General features: G+C 63.7%; 22 protein-coding genes. 10 read left to right on the top strand and 12 right to left on the bottom strand.

Translation table 11 applies throughout. The features are described 5' to 3' along the window. Window positions 1-22: 22 nt before the first annotated feature. Genes EKH49_RS01260 through EKH49_RS01275 form a run of 4 tightly spaced genes read left to right on the top strand, consistent with a single transcriptional unit; the run spans window position 23 to window position 5,559 of the window. Window positions 23-541, top strand: coding sequence for a hypothetical protein (locus EKH49_RS01260; protein ID WP_128469315.1), 519 nt, complete (start codon window positions 23-25; stop codon window positions 539-541). Window positions 542-558: 17 nt separating this feature from the next. Continuing rightward, window positions 559-1,935: an MFS transporter gene (locus EKH49_RS01265; protein WP_128469317.1), complete on the top strand. Its 1,377-nt coding sequence runs from the start codon at window positions 559-561 to the stop codon at window positions 1,933-1,935. 1 nt (window position 1,936) lies between these two features. Next, entirely contained in the window at window positions 1,937-4,072 is a 2,136-nt protein-coding gene (locus tag EKH49_RS01270; RefSeq protein ID WP_128469318.1) for a molybdopterin oxidoreductase family protein, read from the top strand. After that, a complete protein-coding gene (locus EKH49_RS01275; protein ID WP_128469319.1) occupies window positions 4,069-5,559 on the top strand; it encodes an FAD-dependent oxidoreductase in 1,491 nt (496 codons plus the stop codon). The genes EKH49_RS01270 and EKH49_RS01275 overlap by 4 nt, the downstream gene beginning before the upstream one ends. Before the next feature lie 42 nt (window positions 5,560-5,601). Here EKH49_RS01275 and EKH49_RS01280 read toward each other — a convergent pair whose 3' ends face one another. Continuing rightward, on the bottom strand, window positions 5,602-6,228 hold the full coding sequence (locus EKH49_RS01280; RefSeq protein ID WP_236640973.1) for a dihydrofolate reductase family protein: 627 nt from the start codon (window positions 6,226-6,228) through the stop codon (window positions 5,602-5,604). Window positions 6,229-6,552: 324 nt separating this feature from the next. Next, window positions 6,553-7,140, bottom strand: coding sequence for a nitrite reductase (NAD(P)H) small subunit (locus EKH49_RS16770; RefSeq protein WP_236640974.1), 588 nt, complete (start codon window positions 7,138-7,140; stop codon window positions 6,553-6,555). A 148-nt stretch (window positions 7,141-7,288) separates the two neighbouring features. Between EKH49_RS16770 and nirB the strand changes: the two genes are divergently transcribed. Then, window positions 7,289-9,904: a nitrite reductase large subunit NirB gene (gene nirB, locus EKH49_RS01290; protein WP_128469321.1), complete on the top strand. Its 2,616-nt coding sequence runs from the start codon at window positions 7,289-7,291 to the stop codon at window positions 9,902-9,904. Between the two features lie 22 nt (window positions 9,905-9,926). Here the strand turns inward: nirB and EKH49_RS01295 are convergent, their stop codons facing one another. Continuing rightward, window positions 9,927-10,916: an aldo/keto reductase gene (locus tag EKH49_RS01295; protein WP_128469322.1), complete on the bottom strand. Its 990-nt coding sequence runs from the start codon at window positions 10,914-10,916 to the stop codon at window positions 9,927-9,929. A 134-nt stretch (window positions 10,917-11,050) separates the two neighbouring features. Here EKH49_RS01295 and EKH49_RS01300 point away from each other — a divergent pair, with 134 nt between their 5' ends. Next, a complete protein-coding gene (locus EKH49_RS01300; protein ID WP_128469323.1) occupies window positions 11,051-11,941 on the top strand; it encodes an SPFH domain-containing protein in 891 nt (296 codons plus the stop codon). 69 nt (window positions 11,942-12,010) lie between these two features. On the opposite strand, the gene EKH49_RS01305 is transcribed toward EKH49_RS01300, so the two are convergent. Next, window positions 12,011-13,492 (bottom strand): nucleobase:cation symporter-2 family protein, encoded by a 1,482-nt coding sequence (locus EKH49_RS01305; protein WP_128469324.1) that lies wholly within the window; start codon window positions 13,490-13,492, stop codon window positions 12,011-12,013. A gap of 29 nt (window positions 13,493-13,521) precedes the next feature. On the opposite strand from EKH49_RS01305, the gene EKH49_RS01310 reads away from it, so the two are divergent. Next, window positions 13,522-13,854, top strand: a complete 333-nt coding sequence (locus tag EKH49_RS01310) for a hypothetical protein (RefSeq protein WP_128469326.1) — start codon at window positions 13,522-13,524, stop codon at window positions 13,852-13,854. Between the two features lie 53 nt (window positions 13,855-13,907). Here the strand turns inward: EKH49_RS01310 and EKH49_RS01315 are convergent, their stop codons facing one another. Continuing rightward, window positions 13,908-16,229 carry an FdhF/YdeP family oxidoreductase gene (locus EKH49_RS01315; protein WP_128469327.1) on the bottom strand — a complete coding sequence of 774 codons (2,322 nt, stop codon included), beginning with the start codon at window positions 16,227-16,229 and terminating at the stop codon, window positions 13,908-13,910. Between the two features lie 58 nt (window positions 16,230-16,287). Next, the gene (fdhD, locus tag EKH49_RS01320) at window positions 16,288-17,115 is read right to left on the bottom strand and encodes a formate dehydrogenase accessory sulfurtransferase FdhD (protein WP_128469329.1); all 828 of its coding nucleotides are present in this window, start codon (window positions 17,113-17,115) and stop codon (window positions 16,288-16,290) included. Window positions 17,116-17,207: 92 nt separating this feature from the next. Here fdhD and EKH49_RS01325 point away from each other — a divergent pair, with 92 nt between their 5' ends. Next, complete coding sequence (locus EKH49_RS01325; protein WP_128469330.1) at window positions 17,208-18,014, top strand: GNAT family N-acetyltransferase; 807 nt, start codon at window positions 17,208-17,210, stop codon at window positions 18,012-18,014. 10 nt (window positions 18,015-18,024) lie between these two features. Here EKH49_RS01325 and EKH49_RS01330 read toward each other — a convergent pair whose 3' ends face one another. Continuing rightward, complete coding sequence (locus EKH49_RS01330; protein ID WP_128469332.1) at window positions 18,025-18,795, bottom strand: VOC family protein; 771 nt, start codon at window positions 18,793-18,795, stop codon at window positions 18,025-18,027. 192 nt (window positions 18,796-18,987) lie between these two features. Here EKH49_RS01330 and EKH49_RS01335 point away from each other — a divergent pair, with 192 nt between their 5' ends. Further along, window positions 18,988-20,547 carry a long-chain-fatty-acid--CoA ligase gene (locus EKH49_RS01335; RefSeq protein WP_128469334.1) on the top strand — a complete coding sequence of 520 codons (1,560 nt, stop codon included), beginning with the start codon at window positions 18,988-18,990 and terminating at the stop codon, window positions 20,545-20,547. Window positions 20,548-20,553: 6 nt separating this feature from the next. On the opposite strand, the gene EKH49_RS01340 is transcribed toward EKH49_RS01335, so the two are convergent. Beyond that, a complete protein-coding gene (locus tag EKH49_RS01340; protein ID WP_128469335.1) occupies window positions 20,554-21,348 on the bottom strand; it encodes an enoyl-CoA hydratase/isomerase family protein in 795 nt (264 codons plus the stop codon). A 120-nt stretch (window positions 21,349-21,468) separates the two neighbouring features. Between EKH49_RS01340 and EKH49_RS01345 the strand changes: the two genes are divergently transcribed. After that, window positions 21,469-21,969, top strand: a complete 501-nt coding sequence (locus EKH49_RS01345; RefSeq protein WP_201739535.1) for a DUF456 domain-containing protein — start codon at window positions 21,469-21,471, stop codon at window positions 21,967-21,969. On the opposite strand, the gene EKH49_RS01350 is transcribed toward EKH49_RS01345, so the two are convergent. From EKH49_RS01350 to EKH49_RS01365, 4 genes are read right to left on the bottom strand one after another with little or no spacing between them, the layout of a single operon-like run. After that, window positions 21,966-22,571, bottom strand: coding sequence for a response regulator transcription factor (locus EKH49_RS01350; protein WP_128469338.1), 606 nt, complete (start codon window positions 22,569-22,571; stop codon window positions 21,966-21,968). The two genes, EKH49_RS01345 and EKH49_RS01350, sit on opposite strands and share 4 nt — an antisense overlap. Beyond that, window positions 22,568-23,722, bottom strand: coding sequence for a sensor histidine kinase (locus EKH49_RS01355; protein WP_128469339.1), 1,155 nt, complete (start codon window positions 23,720-23,722; stop codon window positions 22,568-22,570). Before EKH49_RS01355 ends, EKH49_RS01350 begins: the two co-directional genes overlap by 4 nt. Continuing rightward, entirely contained in the window at window positions 23,719-24,474 is a 756-nt protein-coding gene (locus tag EKH49_RS01360) for an ABC transporter permease (RefSeq protein WP_128469340.1), read from the bottom strand. Before EKH49_RS01360 ends, EKH49_RS01355 begins: the two co-directional genes overlap by 4 nt. Further along, window positions 24,471-25,388: an ABC transporter ATP-binding protein gene (locus EKH49_RS01365; RefSeq protein ID WP_128469341.1), complete on the bottom strand. Its 918-nt coding sequence runs from the start codon at window positions 25,386-25,388 to the stop codon at window positions 24,471-24,473. The genes EKH49_RS01360 and EKH49_RS01365 overlap by 4 nt, the downstream gene beginning before the upstream one ends. Window positions 25,389-25,445 lie beyond the last annotated feature (57 nt).

Consider the following 25,445-nt stretch of genomic DNA (forward strand, 5'->3'; position numbering starts at 1 on the left):
GGACGCACCATGAATGATTTGGATGATGGTCGGAATCTGGCTCCCTGCCGGCGATTCAAGGCTCGGCAAGGTGCCGCCGCATGCTGCGGCGCGATCAATGTCCGTGCGCGATCTGGCCCTTGGACCAGGCGAGGCATCCGCCCATGATTGCCCTCCAGAATTCGGATGTTCAACATGCATCCAACTCTTCAAGGTGATCCAGGCCACCTCGATGGATCCTTACTATAGCCCGTATCGGCTCAGGCCAGTAGGGGTGCTTTGGGCTCTCCGGCGAGGTATTCCAGGTAGCCCAGCGCCGAAGCCGGTGGCAACTGAACTGGCCATCGGCTTCGTATTCGATGTGAGTAACGCCGGCATGGCGCTGGAGAACCGATTGGAGTTGATCTCGCGGATCTGCTCGGGCCACAGCCGGGTTTCCAACACGTTACAGCCGCCTATCGACTCCCCGATCCCCCAGGTGAAATTAAGTTCCCCTCGGCGCAACAACATGAGCACCTCGGTGAAATACCGATTTGAAAAGCTCAGAAGCATCAAACGCTAGAGAAGGGATCGGGTAGCGTGAGCGCACAGCTAGAAGCACCTGGCACATCGCAGGCACTGGACATCCAGCCGGGACGCTGGGTCAGCAATTGGACCCCGGAGGATCCTGCCTTCTGGAAGCACACAGGATCAGCGGTAGCCAGCCAAAACCTCAAGTGGTCCATCTTCGCCGAGTTCCTCGGTTTCAGCGTATGGCAGCTTTTCGCCATCATCGTGGTCTATCTCCCGGCCGCCGGATTCAACTACAGCACCACCGAACTGTTCTGGCTGATCTCCATCCCAAGCCTCGTCGGAGCGACCCTGCGCATCCCCTACACGTTCATGGTCGCCCGGTTCGGCGGACGCAATTGGACAGTGATTTCCGCATTGCTCCTGCTGATTCCTGCCGGCGGCATAACGCTAGCGCTGGCCGATGCGTCCACGCCGTTCTGGGTCATGCTCAGCCTCGCAGCGCTGACCGGCTTCGGCGGCGGCAACTTTGCCTCCTCGATGGCAAATATCACCTACTTCTACCCGGCCGCCCGCAAGGGCTGGGCGCTGGGGCTGAACGCTGCCGGCGGCAACCTAGGCGCGGCCGTCGCCCAGCTGCTCGTGCCGGTCATTGTCACGGCGTTCGCCGCCGGAGCGCTGCAGCTCCCGCTGGCGGGGTTGCTCTGGATCCCGTTGATTCTGCTCTCCGCGTGGGGCGCCTGGAAGTACATGCACAATCTGTCTTCGGCACGCTCCGATATCCGCGGCGCGGTGGCCTGCCTGAAGGAAAAGCACCTGTGGGTCATCTCGGCACTGTATGTGGGAACCTTCGGCTCCTTCATTGGATTCTCGGCAGTCTTCCCCAAGCTGATCGTTGACACCTTCCCCGAATACGCTGCATTACCGCTGGGAACAGCCACCATCACCTTGGCCTTCCTCGGCCCGCTGGTCGCCTCGCTGGCTCGCCCATATGGCGGAAAGATCGCCGACAAGCTCGGCGGCGCACGCATCACCGTGGCCACCTTTGCGGCCATGGCCTTGATTACCGCCACACTGGTGATCAGCCTGCCCCGGGCGAACTTCTGGGTCTTCCTCGCCTTGTTCTTGCTGCTCTTCACCGCAAGCGGCATCGGCAATGGCTCGACCTATCGCATGATCCCGGCAGTCTTTGCCCTGAGCGGCCAGGGACAGCAGGCCGGACAAGTGGATTCTTCCCGCAAGGCTGCTGCCGCACTCGGATTGATCTCGGCCATCGGTGCCTACGGCGGCTTCCTGATTCCGCAAGCCTTGGGCCTGTCCGTTTCCACGACGGGAGCCTACACCGCGGCATTCATCATCTTCATCGCCGCCTACCTGCTGCTCATGGCCACCGCATGGTTCACCTATGCGCGGCCCGGCACCCGCTTCGCGAAGCACGGAGTCTAGGATGACCGCCACCCATTGCCCCTACTGCGCCCTGCAGTGCGGCATCACCCTCGAACGCAGCACGCAGGCCGAAGCCCCTGAGCCGGTGAGCTTGAAGGGCCGCGACTTCGAAACCAACGGCGGGGCGCTGTGCCGGAAAGGGTACAGCGCCGCGACGCTGCTGGATCATCCCGAACGCCTGCAGGCACCTATGCTCCGCCAAGCCGATGGCAGCCTTGCACCGATCGGCTGGGAGCAGGCATTGGATCTGGTGGCAGACAAGGCCCGGGTCATCCGGGACGAATCCGGAGCCGATGCCCTGGCGGTTTTCGGTTCCGGGTCGCTGACCAACGAAAAGGCCTACCAGCTGGGCAAGTTCGCGCGGCTGGCCCTGGGCACGTCGCGCATCGACTATAACGGCCGGTTCTGCATGTCCTCGGCTGCCGCGGGCACCAACCGCGCCTTTGGCCTGGACCGCGGTTTGCCGTTCCCGCTGGCGGATCTGGATGAGGCGGCGATGATCCTGATGCTCGGTTCCAACGTCGCCGACACGATGCCGCCTTTTGTCCGGCATTTGGCCGGGGCGCGTGAGAATGGCGGGCTGGTGGTGGTTGATCCGCGACGTTCGGCAACGGCCAAGCTCTGCGCAGATAATGCCGGCTGGCACCTGCAGCCCACCCCGGCCACCGACCTGCCGCTGCTGCTGGGCTTAGCCCACGTGCTGGTGGCGGAGTCCCTGGCCGACACCGCCTATCTGGCCGACCGCACCAATGGTTTCGACGCGGTGAAAGCCTCGTTGGCCGGCTGGTGGCCGGAACGGACCGCCCAGGTCACTGGTGTTCCTGCCGAGCAGATCCGGCGCACCGCCCGGGCCTTGGCGCAGGCGGCCAGCGAAGCGAAGGCTGGCGGCAAGCCGGTCTACATCCTCACCGGCCGGGGCATTGAGCAGCACGCCAACGGCACCGACACGGTCACCGCCGCGATCAACCTCGCCCTGCTGCTCGGCCTGCCCGGAACTATGGCCGGCGGCTACGGCACCATCACCGGACAGGGCAATGGGCAGGGCGGCCGCGAGCACGGGCAGAAGTGCGACCAGCTTCCCGGCTACCGCAAGATCACCGACCCGGAACACCGCGCGCAGGTGGCCCGTGTCTGGGGCGTTGACCCCGAAATCATCCCCGGTCCCGGGCTACCTGCCGTTGAGCTGCTCGAAGCGCTGGGCACCCCAACCGGTCCGCGCATGATGATGATCCACGGAGCCAACCCGGTGATCTCGGCACCCGATGCCTCGAAGGTAAGCCGGGCACTGGCCAGCCTGGATTTCCTGGTGGTCTGCGACTTCTTCCTTTCGGAAACCGCGGCGCAGGCGGACTTGGTGCTGCCGGTGCTGCAATGGGCTGAAGAGGAAGGCAGCATGACCAACCTGGAGGGCCGGATCCTTCGCCGCCGCGCCGCCTTGGAGGCACCGGGAAATGCGCGCAGCGAACTGTGGATCCTCTCCCAGCTTGCCCAGCGGCTGGACGCTCCCGGCCACTTCTCCCCCGATCCGCGGGAAGTCTTCGAAGAACTCAAAGAAGCGTCAGCCGGCGGCTTGGCTGACTACTCGGGGGTGCGTTGGGATGATCTCGATGCCGGTGCCGCCATCTATTGGCCCTGCCCTGCAGGCACCGAGGTGACGGCCGAACCCGGAATCCGCAACGGCACCCCGCGCCTGTTCCTAGACGGCTTTGCCCACGCAGATCGGCGTGCGGTGCTGGTTCCGGTGGCATTCCAGCCTGCGCCCAGGAAGAGCGCCGCGGCCGTCTCCTTGGTTACCGGCCGCCTGCTGGAGCACTACCAGTCCGGCGCGCAGACCCGCCGAGTTCCCGAGCTGGCCCACGCCGCACCAGAACCAATGCTTGAAATCCATCCGGCAACCGCCTTGGCGCACCGGATTGTCCAGGGACAGAAGGTCGTGATCAGCAATGAACGCGGTGAGGTGACCGCCCGAGCGCTGCTGACCGCTGATGCCCGGCTGGACACGGTCTTCCTGCCGTTCCACTACCCGGGGGCGGGGACCGCGAACCTGCTGACCGAGGCGAAGGTCGACCCGCACAGCAGGATGCCTGAATTCAAGCACGCCCATGTTTCGCTGAACACTGTGGAAGAGGAACAATGACCGAGCATCGCCCGCAACGCATCGTCATCATCGGCTTCGGCCCCGTCGCCGCATCCCTCGTCGAGGGGCTGCTGCCCGCGGCGGCTTCCGGCCAGTGCGCCATCACCGTCATCAGCGCCGAAGATCATCTGGCCTACAACCGCGTGCTGCTCGCTGAGCTGGCCGTGGGAGCCGCCGAGCTCGAGCATCTGGGCATGGTGGATCCCCAACGGCTGGCAGATGCCGGAGTCGAGGTGCGCTTGGGCGTGCGAGCTACCGGCATCGAACGTGCACGCCGCCGGGTCCATCTGCAGGGAGATGGCTTTGTTTCCTATGATCGGCTGGTTTTTGCCACCGGTGCGCGGGCTGTGGTCCCGACGCTCAACGGCCTGAACTTCGATCCGCATGCGGAAGCTTCCCTGCCTGCCGGGGTTTTTGCCCTGCGTACGGTGGATGATGCCCATCAGCTGCGGGCATCGCTCGGTGCCGGCCGGCGCATTGCGGTTCTCGGTGGCGGCGTGTTGGGCATCGAGGCCGCCTTGGCCATTGCCACTACGGGGGCGCAACCGGTGCTGGTGCACCATGGCCCAGCACCCTTGGGACGGGTCGTGGACGCAGACGGCGGGGCGCTGCTGGCACGGAATCTGCGCGCTGCCGGTGTCGAGGTAGTCTCGGGCGCGAAGGCGACGGGAATTCACAAGGATGAGCAAGGTTTCGCCGGACTGATGACATCCACTCATGGACTGATCCAGGCTGACGCCCTGCTCCTATCCACCGGTGTGCGACCCAGGACAGAGCTGGCCTCGGGCTGCGGGTTGCCGGTGGGCCGTGGCATCAGAATCGATGAATTCCTCTGCGCCGATACGGAGCAGCGCATTTTTGCCGTCGGCGACTGCGCCGAAGTTGCCGGGCAGCCGCCGGTCGGATTGCTGGCTCCGGGGTGGGCCCAGGCCGCATGGTTGTCTCGGCACTTGCTGCAGCTGGATGGTTCGGCATCTTCCGTTCCGCTTCCCGCACCGGATTTCTCCGCCTCCGACGTGCTGATGCTCAAGGGCCAGGGCATCGAGCTGACCGCGGCCGGCGACATCAGCGCCGGCTATTGGGATGAACCGGACCTGCAGGCAACCGTCTATGCGGATCCTGCGCGCGGACGTTATCTGAAGATCGTCACCCGCAAGGATGCCGTCACCGGGTTCCTGGCCATGGGTCTGCCGCAAACCAGTGCCGAGCTTGTGCTTGCCTATGAACGGGGCACCGCGTTGCCTGAAGACCGTTCGGCCCTGCTGCGGCTGGATGATCCGGCGACGGAACAGGTCTCTGCAATCCCCAGCGATGAAGACCAGCTCTGCCGTTGTTCTGGCGCCACCTACGGCCAGGTGGCCCACGCGGTGAACGCTGGATGCACCACCGTCACGCAGGTGGGTGAAAGCTGCCGCGCGGGCACCGGATGCGGAGGGTGCAAAGCGAAAATCGAGGAACTGCTGGCCAAGGCTCCCGCCGTGGCATAACGCCCCTGAGGGCTGTCGGCACCTGGTACGGCGCAGAGCTGATCAGCGAAGCACCCGGTACACCAGATGCACTTCGCTAGCGAAAGCCGAAGTCTGAATGCGTTCCAGCTCGATATGCTGCCCCAAACCTTCGAACAGGGATATGCCACCGCCAAGCAATACCGGGGCAATATCCAGGTGCAGCTCGTCGACCAATCCCAGGGCAAGGCACTGCCGCGATATTTTCCCGCCCAATAAGCTGACAAAACCGTCTTTGGCATCCTGCTTGGCTGATTCCACTGCGCCTGCAATGTCATCAACAACGAAGGTGTAGGTGATGCCGTCGCGTACCACCGGCTCAGTGCCTGTATGAGTCATCAGGTATACCGGGACCTGAAGCATCCCTCCATAAGGGATTTCGCCCTCCTCGATCGTTTGCGTCCGATTCGCACCGCCGACAATGGTTCCGATCTTCTCCATGACCAAGGCAACGACCCCATCATCTTCGAGGGCGGCGGGACGGCCAAACATCCAGTCCACCCCGCCCTGAGCATCAGCGAGATACCCATCGAAGGTGATGGTCGCATGGATAATCACAGTTGCTATTGTTTCGATCCTTTTCACCAGGGAAAGGCTGTCAACGATAATCGGCCAGGAATCCAGCGAGCCGACCGCCTTGCTACGTGCCACCCTAGGGCAGCCACTGGTGCGCTGGCTAGACCCCAGTTGCGGAGCATCACGCAGATGTGGCTGCCTACGTCCGTGGCCCCACCCTGCTGGCATCTTTGCTCCTAGCCGGATGCTGCACGCTGCCAAATGACGCAGGGACGAAAGCCTCTGGCTTTCGTCCCTGCGATTAGTTGATGATGCGGGTTGTCTTGGTCTTCCGCCCCGTTGCTGGACGGTACGCTGACTGGAGCTAATTGGTTGCAAGCGATTCCGTCTCGTCGAGGATTTCGAACCAGCCTTGCCAGGCCGAATGTTCCACGTTCAGGCTGCACTCAGATTTGATGCTCATTTGATCTGCTCCATCCATAGCTGTCCTTCGATTTCCATGAGCCGCTGCACCGGCAGCGGCAGCGAATCGGCGTTCAGGCATTCCCCGGTATCCAGTCGGTACACTTCCTTGTGCAGCGGGCAGGCTACCGTGGCCACGGAATCGCCATCGACCACGGTGTCCCCCAGAATTCCACGGGCCATGACCTTCGCGCCGCTGGTCGGGCAATGATGCGAGGTTGCGAAGAAGGCGTCTTCTTCGGTGCGGAAAAGGGCCAGCTGCGTGGTCTCGAGCCAGAGCGCTTCTCCCCATCCGCGCTCCAGCTCTGCGCTGCGGCACAGCGGCTCCAAGCTCAACGTAGCTTCACTTGTGCCTTCTTCGATTTGTGTGCTCATGATTCCCAGTCCTTCGTGTTTGGTTTTCGCTGACAAATCGAGCTTAGAAGCCGCATGTTTCGCCCGATGCCCAACGCGATTGCTGGTCGGTAAAGCATCGCTAACAGCAATTTCGATCGACGTGAATCGAAAATCCTGCCGGAATTCCGCCGGATTTTGATGTTGCCTTCCCTTGGAGAAATCGAATTCCTTGCCGAATGATTCGTTCATGTTTCAGTGCCTTCACTAGGGAATTGACTCATGGTGGAGAGAATTGCGCTGACCGAAACACAAGGGTAATTGCCGTGCAAAACGAACTTTCTACAGTGGTCTCATCAGCCAGAAACTCACCGTTTCCCAGCGAAAGTCGAAATAGATCATGGGTACACCACACACTGCACGCAACATCCTGGTCATTGGCGGCGGCCCCGCAGCCCACCGCTTCACCGAAGCCTTGGCCAGCCGCGCACCGCAAGATCTGCACATCACGGTACTCACCGAGGAAACCCACCTTCCCTACGACCGTGTGGCGCTCTCCCAAGCATTGACCAACCCCGGGGTCGATCTCACCCTCGGCGACCCGAGGCTGTGGGAAGCAGAGCATGTCACCTTGGAAACCAACGCCAAGGCCGTGGCCATCGACAGCACCAAGCGCGTGGTCGCCACCAAAGATGGACGCACCTTCAGATATGACGAGTTGGTGCTCGCCACCGGTTCCAACGCCGCCACCTTGCCAATCGCCGGAAACGAGCACACCTTCGTCTATCGCACGTTGGAAGATGTCTGGTCCATCGCCGAGAAGGTCAAGGAACTGTCAACCACGCTGGGCCGCGCCCCGGTAGTGGCCACCATCGGTGGCGGACTGCTCGGGCTGGAAGCCGCGGCAGGTGCCCAGGCGCTGGGCGCAGAAGCTGTTGTCATTGACGGAGGCAAATGGCTGATGGGCACCCAGCTGGATGAAGGTGCCGGCCAAGCCATGGGCCGGCTCATTGAGCAGACCGGATTCACCGTCCACAACGGGGTCTTCCCGCAGGAAATCCTCACCAGCCAGGACTCCGGCAGCCCAGTTGTCACCGGAGTGCTGATGGCAGATGAACGCGTGATCGAAGCCGACATGGTCATCGTGTCGATCGGCGTACGACCCCGCGATGAGCTGATCCGCAACTACAACGCGGTCCTGGACGAGTCCGGCAGCGAAGCGCCCCGCTTCGGCATGGGTCCGCGCGGCGGCGTGGTCATCGATTCGCATTGCGCAACCGATATCGAGCACATCTGGGCCATTGGAGAGGTCGCGAACTACGACGGGTTCTGCATCGGCCTGGTCGCGCCGGCCAACGCCATGGCTGAAATCGTGGCCGAGCAGTTGGCCGGCGGCGAGGCCGAATTCGCCGGCTTCGACACTGCCACCAAGCTCAAGCTCTCCGGGGTGGACGTTGCCAGCTTCGGCGACGGCTTCGCCCGAGCCGAGGGTGCATTGGAAGTGGTCTACGCGGATGCCCCGCGTGGCCTGTACCAGAAGCTCGTGGTGTCCTCCGACGCCAAGACCCTGCTCGGCGGCATCTTCGTGGGAGATGCCACCCCGTACCAGTCATTGCGTCCGCTGCTCGGCCGGGAACTGCCCGGCGAGCCAGGCGCTTACCTGAGCGCATTGGGCGGCGAGGCGCCGGAGGGCGAACTGCCCGATGACGCGGTGCTGTGCTCCTGCAATTCGGTCACCGCCGGCACCATTCGCGATGCCGTCTCCGGTTGCGGCTGCTTCGAGGGCGAGGCTCCGGTGACTACCGTTTCCGGGCTGAAGGCGTGCACCCGTGCCGGCACCCAGTGCGGATCCTGCGTTCCGATGCTCAAGAAGCTCATGGAAGCGCAGATGCTCAAGGACGGAGCTGAAGTATCCACCGCCCTGTGCGAGCATATTTCCTTCTCCCGCCCGGAACTCTACGAAGCCATCCGCGTGGCCGGGTTGCAGACCTTCACCGAGGTGATGGAGCGTTTCGGCACCGGCAAGGGCTGCGATATCTGCAAGCCGGTCATCGCCAACATCCTTTCCTCGCAGACCAGCGTGCACCCGATGGATGCAGGACTTGCCGGTGCCCAGGACACCAACGACCGCGTGCTGGCAAACATGCAGAAGGACGGCACCTACTCGGTGGTCCCGCGCATCCCGGGCGGGGAGATCACCCCGGAAAAGCTGGGCGTGATTGCGGCGGTGGCGCAGAAGTACGGCTTGTACACGAAGCTCACCGGCGGCCTGCGCATCGACATGTTCGGCGCCCGGCTGGAGCAGCTGCCGGAGATCTGGCGCGAGCTGGTGGATGCCGGTTTCGAATCCGGCCAGGCCTACGGCAAGTCGCTGCGCAATGTGAAGACCTGCGTGGGTTCATCCTGGTGCCGGTACGGCATGCTCGATTCCACCGCCCTGGGCATCGAGATGGAGCTGCGCTACCGCGGCCTGCGCGCACCGCACAAGCTGAAGATGGGCGTCTCCGGCTGCGCCCGCGAATGCGCCGAGGCCCGCGCCAAGGACATTGGCGTCATCGCCACCACCGATGGCTGGAACCTGTATGTGGGCGGCAATGGCGGCGCCAACCCGGCGCACGCCCAGCTGCTCGCCGGCGGCCTGGATGAGCAGACGCTGTTCAAGTACATCGACCGCTACCTGATGTACTACATCCGCACCGCGGACAAGCTGCAGCGGACCGCGCATTGGCTCCAGGACCTGGATGGCGGTCTGGAGCGCGCCAAGCAGGTGGTGATCGAGGATTCGCTGGGGTTGGCTCAGGAGCTGGAAGCTGCGATGGAAGCCCATGTGGCAAACTACGAGGACGAGTGGGCGGCGACCCTGGCCGACCCGGTGAAGCTCAAGCGCTTCCGCTCCTTCGTGAACACCGCAGCTCCGGATACCGCGCTGGAATACATTTCGGAGCGGGGGCAGCAGCGCCCCGCCGAGCCGGTGGCACTAGGTGCCAGCATTCCCGTCGGGGCGCCGCGAAACTAGGAGCTGTTTCCCACCCGCGCTGCTACCAGCGTGGGTGGATCTGCTCGCGCAGCTTGGCGTCGTAGAGATCGCGGACCGAGGCGTTGAAACCCTCGGAGATCTGCATCGAACCGGCTGCCGCATTGGCGCGGGCCTGCTGCGCATTGCGGGCGCCGGGAATGATGGTGCTCACCCCGTCGTGGGCGGCCAGCCAGGCCAAAGCCACCTGCGCACTGGTTGCCTCGGGCGCCTCGACGGCGGCCAGCTTCGCGAACTCGCCAGCTGCTTCAAGCCCTGTGGCATAGTCCACGCCTGAGAAGGTCTCGCCGACGTCGAAGGAGGAGCCGTCGCGGTTGAAGTTGCGGTGGTCATCCTTGGCGAACTCGGTCTGCAGCGTGTAGCGGTTGGTCAGCAGTCCACTGGCCAGCGGCACGCGGGCAATGATGCCTACCCCGGCCTCGCGGGCTGCCGGCAGTACGGTGTCCAGCGGCTTGTGGCGGAAGGCGTTGATGATGATCTGCACGGTAGCGATGTTCGGGCGCGCAATCGCCGTCAGCGCCTCGTCCACGGTTTCCACCGAAACGCCGTAGTTCGCCACCCGGCCCTCATCCACCATGCTGTCCAGCGCATCGTAAATCTCATCGCTGGAGTACACCGGGGTGGGCGGGCAGTGCAGCTGGACCAGGTCCAGTGTGTCCACGCCGAGGTTCTTGCGGGAACGGTCGTTCCACGCGCGGAAGGCGTCCAGGTTGTAGTTCTCGGGCACCTGCTCCACGCGGCGGCCCATCTTGGTGGCGACGGTAATGTCCGCATCCGGGTTGGCCTTCAGCCAGGTGCCGATCAGCTGCTCGCTGCGGCCATCCCCGTACACGTCGGCGGTGTCGAAGAAGTTCACCCCGGCGTCATAGGCGGCATCAAGCACGGCCAGAGCGTCGGCTTCATCGACTGACCCCCAGTCGGCGCCGAGCTGCCAGGTGCCCAGGCCAATGGCCGATACGTTGCGGTGGGTACGTCCAAGTTCTCGTTGTTGCATGCCAACAATTCTAGTTTGCGCAGCACGATTTCCCTGGGATGGCAAAATCTCCTTCGACGCGTTGCCGTGTCCACAACGGTTCTCAATTATCTAAACGATAGAATATTGAATACCATCACGTCATCGAGGAGATCATGTTCCCCACCATCATTACCATCCTTTGCGCCATCGCAGGATTGCTTGTCCTGCTTGCCGGCAAGGCCATGAAGCCGGAAAACAAGAACCGTGCTGCCACGCGCTTCACTGGAATCACCGTTTTCGTCGTGTCCCTGATCGTCTTGGCCATCATGTCCACCACCATCGTGCAGCCACGCACCGTCGGCGTGAAGGTCGCGCTGGGCAAGCCGACCTCCGTGGTCAGCAACGGCTTCCACCTGAAGTGGCCATGGGAAAAGGTCGAGAAGCTGGACGGCTCGGTGCAGAATGATGTCTACTCCTCCGAGAGCGCCATCCCGGTCCGCCTGGGCAACAACGGCCGCGCCGATGTGGATGCCTCCATCCAGTGGCAGCTGAAAACCGATGATGCCATGGACGTTTTCCTGGATTACCGCACCTTCGAGGGCATCCAGTCCAACTTGGTCGACCGCAACTTCCGTGCGGCGCTGAACGAGGTCATGGCCACCTACGATCCGCTGGAATACGGCGAACCCGCCAGCGGCGGCCAGGACCTGGAGGGACTGGCGAAGTCGGTGCAGGAAAAGATGCAGGCCAAGGTCAAGACCCAGATCGAGATCCGCTCGGTTACCCTGCCGATCATCAATTTCGATGAGCCTACGCAGAACCGCATCAACGAGCTGCAGGCGGAAACCGCCAAGACCCGCGTGGCCCAGCAGCGCAAGCAGACCAGCGAAGCCGAAGCCGAAGCCAACAAGATCCTAGAACGCTCGCTGACCCCGGAGACCTTGACGTCCAAGTGCCTGGATATCGTCGCCGAGTCCGGCCAGAGCCCCATTGGCTGCTTCCCCAACTCAGGCGTCCAGCCAATCACCATGACCGGTGACAAGCAGAAGGACTCCAGCCAGTAAAGCCTTTCACGTCCAAACGCCCCAGTTCATTGAACCGGGGCGTTTGGCTCTCTAGGCTGGGTCCTTCCGCTAGCCTTGCGGCATCGGACGGTCGCCGGCGTGGCCCGGCTGCTCCGAGATGACCTGGATTTCCAGGCCCTTCGAGTCGTACAGCTTCCCGTCGATCAGGCGGTCGCCGTCTTCGAGCCCGGCCAGCTGGTACTTGTAGACAGTACGCAGCGAGGTTTCCTTCTTGCCCCAGTTCAGCTCATTGAAGATGATGTTCAGCAGCACGGCCATGATGGTGGCGGAGGAGATGCTTGACTGGAAGATGGTGCTCACCCATGCAGGGAATTCGGCGTAGAAATCAGGCTTGACCATCGGGATGCAGCCGAAGGCCAGCGAGGTCGCGATGATCAGCATGTTCATGTTGTCATCCTTGGCCTTGGACAGGGTGCGGATGCCTGCCGCGGCCACGGAGCCGAACAGCACCACGCCGGCACCACCCAGCACCGGCGAAGGGATCGAGGCGACCACGCGGCCGAGCACCGGCAGCAGGCCGAGGACCACCAGGATGCCGCCGCCGGCGGCCACCACGAAGCGGCTCTTCACACCGGTAATCGCCACCAGTCCCACATTCTGCGCGAAGGCCGACTGGGTGAAGGTGTTGAAGACCGGGGCGACCGTGGAGGAGAGCATGTCGGCGCGCAGGCCGTTGGCGATGCGCCGCGAATCCACTTTGGACCCGGTCACCTCGGCCACGGCGAGCATGTCCGCGGTGGTTTCGGTGTAGGTCACCAGGATGACAATCATCATTGAGATGATGGCACCGATCTCGAAGACCGGCAGGCCGAAGGCGAAAGGCGTCGGCACCGCAAAGATGTCTCCGGTGAGCACCTGGGAGAAATCAGCCATGCCCATGAACACTGCCACCAGGGTGCCTAGCGCAATGGACAGCAGGATCGACAGGCGCGAAAGCGCAGGGACGCCCGACTTGGACAAGGCCAGCAGGATCAGCAGGGTGATGGCGGCCAGGGCGATGTTCTCCAGCGAACCGTAGGAATCCCCGGCGCCGGCGCCGCCCATGGCCCAGTCGGCGGTGACCGGGAAGAGCGAAACGCCGATGATCGTGATCACCACGCCGGTGACCACCGGCGGGAAGAAGCGCAGCAGCTTGGCGAAGAACGGGGCGATGATGATGCCGATGGCGCCCGAGGCAAGCACCGCTCCGAACACTGCCGGCATGCCTCCCCCACCGTTGAGGATGGCGATCATGGTGGCCACGCCGGAGAAGGACGTGCCCTGGACCAGCGGCAGCTGGGCACCGAAGAACGGCACGCCCAGGGTTTGCAGGATGGTGGCCAGGCCGCCGATGAACAGGCAGCTGGCAACGAGCACGCCCATTTCGGCCGTGTCCATGCCCGCGGCGCCGCCCATCACCAGTGGCGGGGCGATGATGCCGCCGTACATGGTCAGCACATGCTGGAAACCGTAGGCCACGGTTTTCGCAGCGGGCAGGCGTTCGTCTTCGGGTCTGATGCTCTCAGCGGCATTGCTGCGGGCAGCACTCATGGGGGATTTCCTCTTCGGTGGACTGCGGATTGGCGCACCTTGGTCAGGGCGCCGAACACTTTATATTGTGTCGCAATAAGAAATCCAAGCGCTTATGGCAAGCGCTTGATGTGATGCAGCTTGCATTGCCAGTGGGCCGCGCGGCGTTACCGCTGCTGCTGATGCTGGCAGTCCATCTTGAACTCACTGTCCCGCTTATTCCCTCGGAACATCTTGTCGCAGGATTACCAGATGAATCCGAAACGACCATCAATTACGAGCGTTGCTGGACGCAGAATTTCCAGCCGGATATCCAAATGCCCGACCATTGGCTCGGCACTGCTCTGAGCCGCAAGAAGAATTGGCGACAGCGCCTGAACTGAATGAAGCCACGGCCGGGACGGATTTCCCCGACCGTGACTTCACCACTTTGAAACTAGCTGTCCAGCGTGCGCCCGGGCTGCTGGGTGTGCTCGACGAAGCGCACCATCATCGCTTTGAAGCCCGGCGTATTGGACTCGCGTGCCACCAGATCTCGGTGCACCAGCGCGTTGGCTTCCGGGTAGTAGGCGGCCACGCATCCCTTGGCGGTCGGGTAGGACACCAGGCGGAAACGGTTGGCTCGGCGCTCGGTTCCGGCGAAGGTGGAAATCACGTCCACCAGGTCGCGGTCGCTGAATCCGGTCTCGGCCAGGTCCTCCGGGTTGATCAGGATGACGCGGCGGCCGTCCTTGATCCCGCGATAGCGGTCATCCAGCCCGTAGAACGTGGTGTTGTACTGGTCATGGCTGCGCATGGTCTGCAGGATCAGGTGTCCCTCGGGTGCTTCCAAGGCCTCGAATTCCGAAACCGTGAAGCGGCCCTTGCCGATATCGGTGGCGAAGGAGCGGGTGTCGCGCGGCGGGTTGGGCAGCACGAAGCCGTTCTTGTCGCGCACCCGGCGGTTGAAGTCCTCGAAGCCGGGCAGCACCCGTTCGATGTGGTCGCGGATCACGTCATAGTCCTCGGCCATCGCCCGCCAGTTCACCGGGTGGTTATCCCCCAGGATGGCCTGGGCCATGCGCGCGACGATGACCGGTTCGGCCAGCAGGTGGTCCGAGACAGGGGTGAGCCGGCCGCGGGTGGACTTGATCACCGACATGGAGTCCTCCACGGAGAGGAACTGCGCACCGGTGGGGTGCTTGTCGTCCTTGTCGGTGCGTCCCAGGGTCGGCAGGATCAGCGAGGTCTTGCCGTGCACCACATGCGAGCGGTTGGGCTTGGTGGAAATGTGCACGGTCAGCTTGGCGCGCTGCATTCCGGCTTCCAGGGCTTCGGTATCCGAGTTGGCCAGGGCGAAGTTGCCGCCCATGGACACGAACACATCCACCTCGTCCTTTTCGAAGGCGTGCAGCGCTTCGGTGGAATCGTAGCCATGGGCGCGCGGGGATTCGATGCCGAATTCGGCATCCAAGGCGGCGAGCAGCTGCTCGGTGGGCTTCTCCCAGATTCCCATGGTGCGGTCGCCCTGCACATTCGAGTGGCCGCGCACCGGGCAGGCGCCGGCGCCGGGCTTGCCGAAGTTGCCCTGGAGCAGCAGCAGGTTGATGATTTCCTTCAGCGTCGGCACCGAGTGCGGCTGCTGGGTCAACCCCAGCGCCCAGCAGATGATGGTGGCCTTGGACTTGGCCAGCAGCATTGCGATCTCGGTGATCTGGGTGCGGGTCAGGCCGGTGGCCTTTTCCGTGGCGTCCCAGTCCAAGGTGGCGCGCGCGTCCTTGTAGGCTTCGAAGCCGTCGGTCACCGCGGCGATGAACTCGTGGTCCACCACCGTGCCCGGATGCTTCTTCTCTTCTTCCAGCAGCAGGTGGCCGAAGGCCTGGAACAGGGCCAGGTCGCCGCCGACCTTGATCTGCAGGAAGTCGCTGGAAATCGGGTCCGCCTTGCCCAGCATGCCGCCCACGGTCTGCGGGTCCTTGAAGCCGAAGAAGCCGGCTTCCGGCAGCGGGTTCACCGCGACCACGCGGGCGCCGCGCTTGCGCGCGTCGGCCAGTGCGGAGAGCATGCGCGGGTGGTTGGTGCCGGGGTTCTGCCCCACCACGAAGATCAGATCCGTATGCTCGAAGTCTTCCAGCGACACGGTGCCCTTGCCGATGCCGATGGTCGGGTTCAGCGCCGTTCCGGAGGACTCGTGGCACATGTTCGAGCAGTCGGGCAGGTTGTTGGTGCCCAGGCTGCGGGCCAGCAGCTGGTACATGAACGCGGTCTCGTTCGCGGTGCGCCCGGAGGTGTAGAACACGCACTTGTCCGGGGTGGTCGCATTGACGTGCGCGCCAATGGTCGAGAAGGCCTCGGCCCAGCTGATCGGCGAGTAGTGGGTGTCCCCTTCGCGGATGATCATCGGGGTGGTGATCCGGCCCTGCGAGCCCAGCCAGTATTCGGTCTTATCGCGCAAGTCCTCGATGGAGTGCTGCGCGAACCATTCCGGGGTGACGGTGCGGGCGCTGGCTTCCTCGGCGATGGCCTTGGCGCCGTTCTCGCAGAATTCGGCGGGCTTGCGCTTGCCGGTGATGGATTCGGGCCAGGCGCACCCCGGGCAGTCGAAACCGTCGTGCTGGTTGACGCGCAGCATCGAGCGAAGGGTGCGCGACGGGCCGGCTTCGGCGAAACCGCGCTCCATGGACACCATCACGGCTTTGAGGCCGGCGGCGGCGTGCTTTGGTTCGCTGACCTTCAGCTCATCTTCATTGATGTCTTTCTTGGGTGCCGAGCGATGCATGAGACCCTCCTGGTTGGTGGCGCGGGCAGGACTGATATCCAGCTCACATATTACAAGGCTACGCTGTGATCACCCGATGCGCATGTGTATAAATATTCACGCTGCGTCCGCGGGAGAACGCAGCGAGCGTCAGGCCTGATTCCTCGGCCAAATCCGCGGCCAGCGACGAGGGCGCGCTGACCGCCGACAGCACCGGAATTCCGGCCATCGCGGCCTTCTGCACCAGCTCGAAGGAGGCGCGTCCGGAAACCTGCAGTACGGCGTCGCCCAGCGGCAGCAACCCCTCGCGCAGGGCAGCCCCGATGACCTTGTCCACCGCATTATGACGCCCTACGTCCTCGCGCAGGATCAGCAGCTCCCCGGAGGCGGAGAACAACCCGGCCGCATGAACACCCCCGGTGGCGGAGAACAGCTGCTGCGATTCGCGCAGGGTGTCGGGCAGGCCCAGCAGGGTTTCCAGCTCCACCTGCCCGGCGTCCAGAGCCGGCGCGAAGGCGGCTTTCTTGCGCACCTCGTCGATGGAGTTGGTCCCGCAGATCCCGCAGGCGGAACTGGTGACCACATTGCGGGCGGCCAGCAGATCGGGGTGCTTTGCTCCCGGACCCAGCTGCACCTCAATGACGTTGTAGGTCTGGTTGCCCGCTTCGTCGGTGCCGGCGCAATAGCGCAGGGAAACCAGGTGCTCGGGGACGGAAATGATGCCCTCGCCCACCAGGAAGCCGGCGACCATGTCGAAGTCGTCGCCCGGCGTGCGCATGGAGGTAGTGTAGGAAGTGTGGCCGAAGCGGATCTCCAGCGGCTCCTCGCCGGCCAGCTTCTCCTCGCGCACGCGCGAGCCCTCCAGCGTTGCCCTGACGATGCGGCGGCGCGCGATCTTGCGGCCCATGTGCTTCTCCTGCCTGCTGCTCTTCTCCCCTGAGTGTGGCACCCTTGGCCAGAGGAGGCAAAGCGGAAGGGCCCTGGCCGTAAACTATGCAGATGGATAACCACCGCGACCGCTTCCTCAGGCTCTACGATCAGCAGCTGCGCACCGATGCCGAGACTCCGGGCGCCCAGTCCATCACCCGGCTCGGTCCGCTGCGCCTGGCCACCTACGCCAATGGGCGCGGTTTCATCACCTATCCGCATTTCAACGGAAAAGAACCGCAAACCTTGGCCCAGCTGGCTGGAGCAGCACTGGAGCATTTTGCGGCGCAGCCGCAGATCACCGAGGTGGAATTCAAGACCCGCGGACACGACCATGCACCCGGCCTGCCCGAGCGCTTGCAAGCATTGGGATTCAATGCCGAGGAGGGCGAATCAATCATGATCGGACCGCTGCAGGCATTGCTCAGTGGCGACCCCGGTCCGGCTGGGCTGGAACTGCGGCGTGTGAGCGCTGCAGAAGAAATTGAGGAAATGTGCCGCATGGTCGACCAGGCCTTCGGCGAACCCTACGACCCAGCCACCGCCCAAGCCCTGATTTCACGCATGGGACGCAATGACGGCATGGAGCTGTGGGTCGCCTGGCTGGAGGGGCGAATGGCGGGTGCGGGCCGTCTGGAGCCGGTGGCCGGCACCGAATTCGCAGGCCTCTGGGGAGGCGGCGTGCTGCCTGAATACCGCGGACGAGGTGTCTACCGGGCCCTGGTTGATGCCCGGGCACGCAGCGCGATCGCCATGGGTTGCAAGTACGTGCACAGCGACAGCACAGAGTATTCCCGTCCGATCCTTGAACGCCAGGGCCTGGTGAAGGTTTCCACTACGACCCCTTACATTTGGAAGCGCGCGGCAACCGGAAGCTAGCCGCTTCCAGCTAGCCTTTCGGCGGGCAGATGACCGCGAATTCGGCTCCGGTGACATCGCCGAGCACTGCCATGCGGCCGAAGTAGGAGTCATGCGGTTCATGGATAACCGTGCCGCCGAGCCGCTCGGCGAGCGCCACGGTTTCATCGGTGTCCGCCACCGCGAAGTAGGCGCGCCAGCCGGACTTCGAGTCCGGGTAGCCGGAAATGTCGAAGATGCCCGCCACCGCCTCGGGCCCTTGGCCATAGGTGTGGTAGCGGAACTCGTCCGTGTCCGAGACCGGGGACAAGTTCCAGCCCAGGGCCTCGCGGTAGAAGCGGGCCACCGGCTCGAAGTGCTTGGTGTGCAGTTCATTCCAGATCCGTGTGCCCGGTGCGCGGCTCGTGGCCGTTCCCGCTGGCGCGAAGGCTTGGAAGAGTCCCACGCCGGCGCCGGCTGGATCCCCGATGATGGCCATGGTTCCCTGTCCGGGAACCTCGATGGGCTTGAGATAGACCTTGCCGCCGTGCAGCTTGGTGGCGTAGGCGGCAGCGTGCACATCGGTGACATTCAGGTAGGTGGTCCAGCAGTCCGGAACCTCGGAGTCCGGGTCATTGGCAATGAAGTCGGTGACCATCGACCCGTTGAGATAGACCTCGGCATATCCTTCGTCCGTGCCTGGCGCGTTCCGGCGCATTTCCCATCCGAATAGCTGCGCATAGAACTGGGCGGAGCCTTCCATGTCGCTGGTGAGCAGATCGACCCAGCAGGGTTCGGCTCGTGGATCCCTTGGTGCCGGCATCGCTTCCCCATTCCACAATATATCCAGCTCGCTTGGCCTGAGTCTATGTCCTTTTCGTCCAGATCAGCAACGGAAAATTTGCTGCCACCCAAGATATTACGGAACTGGATGCCTTGCGATGAACCGCGGTTTCATTATGTTTTAATGTGACACAGGGCACATAGCATTGTAGGTTCACCCGAGGAGTTCACCATGAGCGTTCCCACGTCCAATCTCACAGTTTCAGTAGCAGCAATCCTCGCAGAAGGGGCCACCCGCTACGGCGAACTGAACGCCATCACCGTCGATGGCCACAGCACAACTTATAGGCAGCTATGGGATGAGACGCGGAACTATGCCGGGGCGTTGCAGGCCCATGGCATCACGGCGGGTGATCGGGTGGCTCTGCTCATCCCCAATGTCGCGGACTTCGCCCGCGCCTACTACGCGGTTCTGGCCCTGGGTGCCGTGGTGGTGCCGGTGCACGCACTGCTCAAGGCCCGCGAAATCTCCTACATCTTGGAGGACTCCGAGGCCAAGCTGATGATCTGCGCCGCGCCGCTGCTCGCCGAGGGTGCTGCCGGAGCCACCGCTTCAGGCGTCCCGGTGCTCAGCGTGCTGGCGCCAGAAGACTCGGGCACCGACCGGCTCGAAGACCTGGCCCGGCAGGCTTCGCCGATTGCCACCTACCTGCCGCGGCGCCCGGAGGACCTGGCCACGATCCTGTATACCTCGGGCACCACCGGCAAGCCCAAGGGTGCGCTGGGCACGCACCTTGCCTTGATTGAGCAGACCCACACCACGCTGCTGAACACCATGGATTTGCGCCGCGGCGACAGGCTTTTCGGCGGGCTGCCGCTCTTCCACACCTTCGGCCAGACCTGCGTGCTCAATACCGGGCTGCGGGTGGGCGCCGAATTGATGCTGCTGCCCAAGTTCACCGCCGAAGGCGCCCTGGAGCTGCTGCTGGACGCGGGCATCGATGTCTTCTTCGGGGTGCCGACCATGTATGTGGCCCTGCTCGAAGCGGGCAAGCACCGCACACAGACGCCCCAGAAGCTGCGCTACGCCATTTCCGGCGGAGCGTCGCTTCCGGTATCCATCCTGACCGCCTTCGAGCAGCGCTTCGGCGCGCGGATCCACGAAGGCTACGGGCTGACCGAGACCTCTCCGGTGGCCTGCTTCAACCATGTGGGTGTCGAACCGCGGCCCGGCACCGTCGGCACCCCGGTCTGGGGAGTGGATGTGGAAATCGCGGACCCGGCCAGCCCGGAGAAGATCCAGCTGCTGCCGCGCGGCGAGCTGGGCGAACTGGTGGTCCGCGGGCATAACCTGTTCTCCGGCTACCTGAACCGGCCCGAGGCCACAGCCGAAGCGGTGGTCGATGGCTGGTTCCGCACCGGGGACCTGGGGACGAAGGACGAGGATGGCTACCTGCGCATCCTGGACCGGACCAAGGACATGATCCTGCGCAACGGCTACAACGTGTACCCGCGCGAAATCGAGGAGGTGCTGGTGTCCCATCCGGAGATTTCCAATGCCGCAGTATACGGGGTGCCGCATGAAACCCACGGGCAGGAGATCGCCGCCTCGGTGACCCTGGAGGCAGGCTCCACACTAGGCGCGCAGGACCTGGTGGCGTGGGCCAGCGAGCAGATGGCCGCATACAAGTACCCGCGGCTGATCGAGATCGTCACCGAGTTCCCGCTGGGTCCCAGCGGGAAAATCCTCAAGCGCGAACTGGTCGCCCAATTCACCGCCGAGCAGCGCTAGCTGGCACTATTTGCGCAGCCCACTGTAGTCCGGGGTACGGCGTGCCAGGAACGCGGATCTGCCTTCGGCCAGGTCCGCGTTCGCCCCGTTCTCTTCCCACAGCGTTTCCCACCAGCTGTCGGTGGCTTCCCCAGCGCTCACCAGGTTGATCGCTTCCTTGGTGCGCGCAATGGAATACGGCGAGTTCGCCGCCAGCTGGCCCAGCAAGGCGTCCAGCTGCTCTTCGAGCTGCCCATGGGAAACCACCTTGGTGAACATGCCCCAGCGTTCGGCTTCGGCAATGGACACCTCCGCTCCGGAGAGCAGCAGGTACTTGGCCCGGTGCTCCCCCACGGCACGCACCAGCCGCTCGATGCCCGGGCGCGGGAACACCAGGCCGATTCTTGCCGGGGTGATCGCGATGCGCACATTGTCCGAGGCCAGCTGGATGTCGCAGGCCGAAGCCAGCTGCCAGGCCCCGCCGAAGCAATTGCCTTCCACCACCGCAATGGTGGGCTTCGGACAGCCCACGATGATCTTGTCGAGCAGATCGAAGTGGTTGATCAGTTCCCCGTTCTCATCCCGGTCGAAGAGCACCTGGTCCATTTCATCGATGGCAATCCCGGCGCAAAAGTTCCCTCCGGCACCGCGCACCACAATGGAAGCGACCTCGTCATTGGTCGCCAGACCGGCAAAGGCACCCACCAGCTGCAGGCACATGTCCTTGGTGAGCGCATTGAACTGGCCCGGATTCTCCAGCCGCACCACGGCGGTGGACCCGGCAATCCCTACGCCGACCCGTGCATTATTGTCCTTGCCCATCAGGATCCTCCCCGATTCATCATGCGTCCTAGGCAATCTATCGCGAATCGGCCAGCCTGCGGAACCTCTCCACGCTCCGCTTGCCTCCGGGCAGATGGAAACGTGTGCGAAACTGGGCGTGTGGATGCACAGATTATTTACACCATCATCGCCGGGCTGCTGCTCGTCGTCTCGGCGTTGGGCACTATTTTCCCGGTGCTGCCCGGGTCCTTGCTGACCATCGGCACGCTCCTGGCCTGGGGCTGGCTGCTGGGATCCGGCGCCTCCTGGTGGGCGGCCGGACTGGGCATGGCGATCGCCCTGCTGGGCTGGTCGGCCTCAGCAATCCTGACCGGCAAGAAGCTCAAGGAACATCAGATCCCCAAGGGATCCATTCTCTTCGCGGTTATCGGTGCCATCGCCGGCGCGTTCATCATCCCGGTCGTCGGCATGTTCATCGGTTTCGCGGTGGGCCTGTTCGCCGGTGAAAGCGTGCGCCGCCGCGAGGTCTCCGGGGCGTTCGGCTCATCCTGGGCTGCGCTGAAGGCCATGGGCTTGGGCATCGTGGTGGAATTCGGCTGCGTGCTGCTGGCGTCTTCCATCTGGGTCATCGGCATGATCATGCACTTCGTGATGCACTAGATCCAGCCCATCTCCCTGGCGTAGCGCGCGGCCTCGATGCGGTTGGCCGTGCTGGTCTTGCCGATCGCATTGGACAGATGGTTGCGCACGGTTCCCACCGACAGGTGCACCGTCGAGGCGATCTGCGAGACCGGCGCACCGGACGCGGCCAAGGCCAGGATCTCGCGTTCGCGCCCGGTCAGCGGGTTGCTGCGGCTCTCCACGCTGAGCATCGCACGCTGCGGATCCACCACCTTGTCCCCGCCATAGACCCTGCGGATGGCGGCAATCAGCTCGGCAGGCGGAGAATCCTTGACCAGGAAACCATGAGCTCCGGCTTCGAAAGCCTGGCGGAAGTACCCGGGACGGTCAAAGGTGGTCAGGATCAGCACCTTTACCTCGGGGTGGCTGTCCTTCAGTTCTGCCGCGGTGCTCAGCCCGTCCTGCCGCGGCATCTGCACATCAAGCAATGCAATATCGGCCCGATGCGCATCCAGCGCCGCGGCAACTTCGTCTCCGTCGGCGCATTGCGCAACGACCTCGATGTCCTCTTCGAGGTTCAGCAAGGCTGCCAGCGCGCCGCGCACCAGATGCTGGTCATGTGCAATGAGTATCCGGATCATCGGGCGTTCCCGTCTGCCGCAAAGGCTACCTGCACGCTGGTTCCGCCCAGCCGCGAGGCCCCCACCGTGCACCTGGCGCCGAACTGCTTGGCACGCTCCTGCATTCCGCGGATCCCGTGGCCGGGCGTGCTGGCCTGCAGCCCGTCGCCGTCATCTTCGATGCTGACGTGTTCGGGTTCCAGCTGCAGCACGATCCTGCTGGCGTGCGCATGGCGCAGTACATTGGTGACCGCTTCGCGCAGGATCCATGCCACATGCGAACGCAGCTGCATCGGGACCTGCTCGGCGGATCCGGCCACCGTGAATTCGAGGTTGTTGTCGTTGCAGGCCTGCCTCAGCTCAGCCAATTCCGCGGCCAGGTCCTGGCGGCTAAGCCCCTGCACCGTGGTGCGAACGGAGTCCAGCGCATCGACGGCCAAGGCGCTGAGCTGTTCCAGTTCGCCGCGGGCCTGGGCGTACTGCTCCTGGTCCAGCAGGCGCAGGGCCAGCTGCGCCTTCAGGTTCAATGCGGTGAGCGAATGGCCGATCCCATCATGCACGTCCCGGGCAACGCGTTCCTGTTCGGCGACCAGCAGGTAGTCGCTGCGCATCTTTTCGGCTTCGGTCGAGCGCCGGATGGCCGCCACGGTGATCGCATACACCACCATCAGCACGAGGTTCAGGCCGATCAGGAAGATCGCGTCCATGAACTGGCCGTAGATGATTGGCAACGCGAAGCTGAGCACCAGCACCGCCGAGTAGGCCGCGATGGCCCACCTCCTGCCCAGCAGGAAGATCGCGAAGGAGGTGATGAAAGGGAAAAGCCCCATGGTGGTCAACCCGACGACCGGGATGCCCAGCACAATAATCGCGCAGAGCACCAGGAAGTTCACGTGCGCCCGGCGAGCGCTGGTTCCGCCTTGGCCAATCTTGGATGAGAATTTCGAATAGGACTGCAAGTACACGGCGGCGAAGAGGGCAATCAGCGCCAAGCCGATGATCCGGGTGGGCAGCGAATAGTCCTCGACGAGCAGGTCCAGCACCGGGAAGACCAGGAAGATCACCCAGACCCCGGCCACCAGCCAGCCTCGGCGATCCCAGAATTTCTGGTCTTCGTCGAGGCCGCAGAGCGGGTCGTCCACCGGCGCGGAGCCAGGCTGGCGTGGGCTCACTGGCGCGCCTTGGCCTTGCGGGTGGCGAAGACCGCGAAGAGAACGAAGATGAGTGCCCATGCCACTAGGTTAGCGGTTGGGATCCACAACGCATCCGGTGCCATATCGACCCCGGCAGGCATGTCCTTGAGCAATGGGTAGCGGGCCAGCGCGACGTAGCCATACATCGGGGTGAAGCGGGCCGCGTCGAGCATGCCTCCTTCCAGAGGCATGAACACGTTGCCGAAGAAGGCGAAGAACACCATCAGTCCCGAGGCCAGGCCCAGGGCCGATTCGGATTTGAACGCCATGCCCACCCCGATCCCGTAGCAGGCGAAGATCATGGCACCGAGCAGGATGATCAGGTAGCTCGCGGCCCAGATCCAGCCTTCATGCGCTTCGGCTCCGGTGGCGGCGCCCAAGGCGAAGACGAGCGCTGCCGAGGCGCCGGCAACGGTGGCCGCGACGATCATCTTGCTGCTGACGAACATGCTCGGCGGCATTTTTGTCAGCGAAATTTGCCGGCCCCACCCCTGCATCGTCTCGGTGGCCACGGTGCCAGCGATGGCCACGGTGCTGACTGCCGCTCCGTAGGCCGCCATAGAAATCATCAGATAGAACTTCACATTACCGGCTCCCAGCTCGAACTCGGTGTAGCTGGGGATGCTGCCGAACAGGATGTACATTGCCGCGGGCAGCAGCAGGGCAAAGATCAGGTTGTATCCATCGCGGAAGTGCCGCGCGAATTCCACGCGGATGTAGGTGCTCATCATGATGGGTCCTTGGTCAGTTGGATGAAGGCGTCCTCGAGGCTCGGCGAGGAAATTTCCAGGTCGTAGCCTTGGTACTCGGTCAGCAGGGCGGCTGCGAAGCTGTCGGAGTCGGAGCTGCGGAAGGCGAAGCGCAAGCCATTGCGTTCAGCCACCTGCACCGAATCGCTGGAGGCGGCGGCCCGTTCGGCATGCTCGGCCGAGGGGAAGGAAGCGCTGACGGTGCGTCCGGAGATGAGCTTGCGCAGATCCTCGGTGGCGCCGTCGGCGACGATGAGCCCGTGGTTCATCAGCACGGTGCGTTCTGCGAAGTTCTGCGCTTCTTCCAAATAGTGCGTGGCGAAGATGACGGTGCGTCCTTCGGTGGCTTCGACGCGCATTGCGGCCCAGAAATCCCGGCGGGCCATCACGTCCATCCCTGCAGTAGGCTCATCGAGGATCAGCACATCCGGATCCGGCAGCAACGCCAACGCGAACTTGATGCGCTGCTGCTCGCCGCCCGAGCATTTGCCCACGCGCCGCTTGGCGATCTTGTCCAGTCCGGTGCGTTCCATGACCTCACCAATGCGATCTGCCTGCTCATGCATGTGGGCGATGACCGACACCGTTTCCTTGACGGTCATGTCGCGCAGCAGCCCGCCGGTTTGCAGCACTGCCGAGACCCTGCCAGCCAGGACCGCCTGGCGCGGGTCCAAGCCGAGGATTTGAGCCGATCCCTCGGTGGGCTGGGTCAGGCCGAGGATCATGTCCACGGTTGTTGTCTTGCCGGCTCCGTTGGGCCCCAAGAAGGCCACGATCTGACCGGTCTGGATCTGCAGGTCGATGCCCTTGACGGCTTCGACCTTGCTGCGCGGCGTTGAGAAGGTCTTCTTCAAGCCGCTGAGCGAAACTGCATTGGTTTTAGTCAGCGTTTCCATGACTCCCAGTTTTCTCCGTTTGCCAGGTAGGCAGAAGAGCAGAAAGTCATGGGTTGC

This window comes from Glutamicibacter sp. HZAU, from assembly GCF_004100365.1.
GTDB classification, from domain to species: domain Bacteria; phylum Actinomycetota; class Actinomycetes; order Actinomycetales; family Micrococcaceae; genus Glutamicibacter; species Glutamicibacter nicotianae.